Annotated in this window: 1 protein-coding gene; it reads left to right on the forward strand. The window is 68.5% G+C overall.

Annotated elements, in window-relative coordinates; all coding sequences use genetic code 11:
• Positions 1-357 precede the first annotated feature (357 nt).
• The gene (locus tag ACIWVC_RS20340; RefSeq protein WP_396454425.1) at positions 358-1,863 is read left to right on the forward strand and encodes an alpha/beta fold hydrolase; all 1,506 of its coding nucleotides are present in this window, start codon (positions 358-360) and stop codon (positions 1,861-1,863) included.
• Positions 1,864-1,908 lie beyond the last annotated feature (45 nt).

The raw sequence follows: 1,908 nt of genomic DNA on the forward strand, positions 1-1,908 counted from the left end.
CGTGTGCGCGCCGTGCGGGAGGGTGCGCGCACGGGCGCGCCCTCCGGACTCCGGAACGTTCGAGGGTGTCACGAAGTTCCGTTGATCTTGTCACGATTCGGCATCCACTGTGTTGGGCCCTGTCGGCGCTCGCCGTAGAGAAGTCACAATCTCCTGTCTTTTACCCGTATGTCTGACTCAACCGGAGTCAGCACGTTAGGGGGATATGTGAAGAGGATCGTTGTCGTGGCCGCGGTGGCCGGGCTCGGTCTCACCGGCGTGGGCGCCACAAGCGCGCAGGCCGCGGGCCCTTCCGCCAGAACGGCCGGAGGTTTCAACCCCGCCGCAGCGAAGTGGCACGCGTGCCCGACGGACTTCGTGCAGACCGTGCACGACCTCTACGACGGCCTGTACCCGGTCTCCAAGATCGTGCAGTGCGCCGAGCTGCAGGTGCCGCTGGACTACGCCAAGCCGCACGGCACCAAGATCACGCTCCAGCTCACCCGGACGCCGCACACCGGCAAGGGCGCGGCCAAGGGCGACATCATCGTCAACCCGGGCGGACCGGGCGGCGGCGGCGCGCTGTTCGGGCCGCGGGTGTTCGCGCAGAACTCCGCGCCTATGCGCGACGCCTACAACGTCATCGGGTTCGACCCGCGCGGCGTCGGGATGAGCGTCCCGGCCATCAGGTGCGACCCGACCTGGTCGAACGGGCCGCGTCCCGACTACGGGACCGGTGACCCGAAGTCCGTGGGCATCTGGCTGAAGAAGTCCAAGGGCTACGCGGACGACTGCGCCGCGAACGACCGGATCGGGCTGCTGGACCACGTCAAGACGATCGACTCGGTGAACGACATCGAGTCGATCCGCAAGGCGCTCGGCAACGACAAGATCGACTACTACGGCGCCTCCTACGGCACCTACCTCGGGTCGGCGTACGCCACCGTGTACCCGAGGAACGTCGACAAGATGGTGCTGGACGGCAACGTCGGCCCGTCGGACGTCTGGTACGACGCCAACCTCGCCCAGGACGTCGCGTTCGACAAGAACATCGAGTACTACTTCGGCTGGATCGCCAAGTACGACTCGGTGTACCACCTCGGCACGACGCAGCGGCAGGTGCGCGACTTCTTCTACGACCTGCGGCGCCAGCTCAAGAAGAAGCCGGTCTACCAGACCTTCGACGGCCAGGAGTACGCCGTCGGGCCGGACGAGCTGACCGACGTCATCCTGAACGCCGGCTACCGCCGCAGCCAGGCCATCTGGCACGGCTACGCCGCCGGGCTCGCCGCCTACAAGGCCGGCGACACGGCCACCTTCGTGGGCACGTTCGGCGCGCAGACGTCCGGCGAGTCCGACGACAACGGCACCGCGATGTACCTGGCGACCGAGTGCACCGACGTGCAGTGGCCGCGCAGCTGGGGCAAGTGGTGGCGGGACAACACCCGCATCAACCGCAAGCACCCCTTCATGACGTGGAGCAACGTCTGGTTCAACGCGCCCTGCCTGTTCTGGGGCGCCAAGGCCGGCAAGCCGATCAACATCGGGCACACCCGCGACCTGCCGGGCAACATCCTGATGTTCCAGTCCACCGCCGACGCGGCCACCCCGTACCAGGGCGCGCTGGACATGCACCGCCGGCTCAAGGGCTCGCGCCTGGTCGTCCAGGACGGCGACCGCACGCACTGCATCGTGCACCGCGGTTCCGCCGAGGTGGACGCCTACTTCGACGCCTACTTCCTGCGGGGAGAGCGTCCGAAGCACCGCACCGTGCACGTCCCGCAGCTCGGTGACCCGGTTCCGCCGTCGCAGGCGTCCGCCCGGACGCTGAGCGGCACGGCGGCGCCGAACGCCGCGCGGCTGAAGGCCGACGTCATCCGCTGACGCCGGACGCCGATGCCGGACGCCGATGCCGGACGCCGATGCCGG

It is taken from the genome of Actinomadura sp., assembly GCF_044508335.1.
Taxonomy (GTDB): Bacteria; Actinomycetota; Actinomycetes; order Streptosporangiales; family Streptosporangiaceae; genus Spirillospora.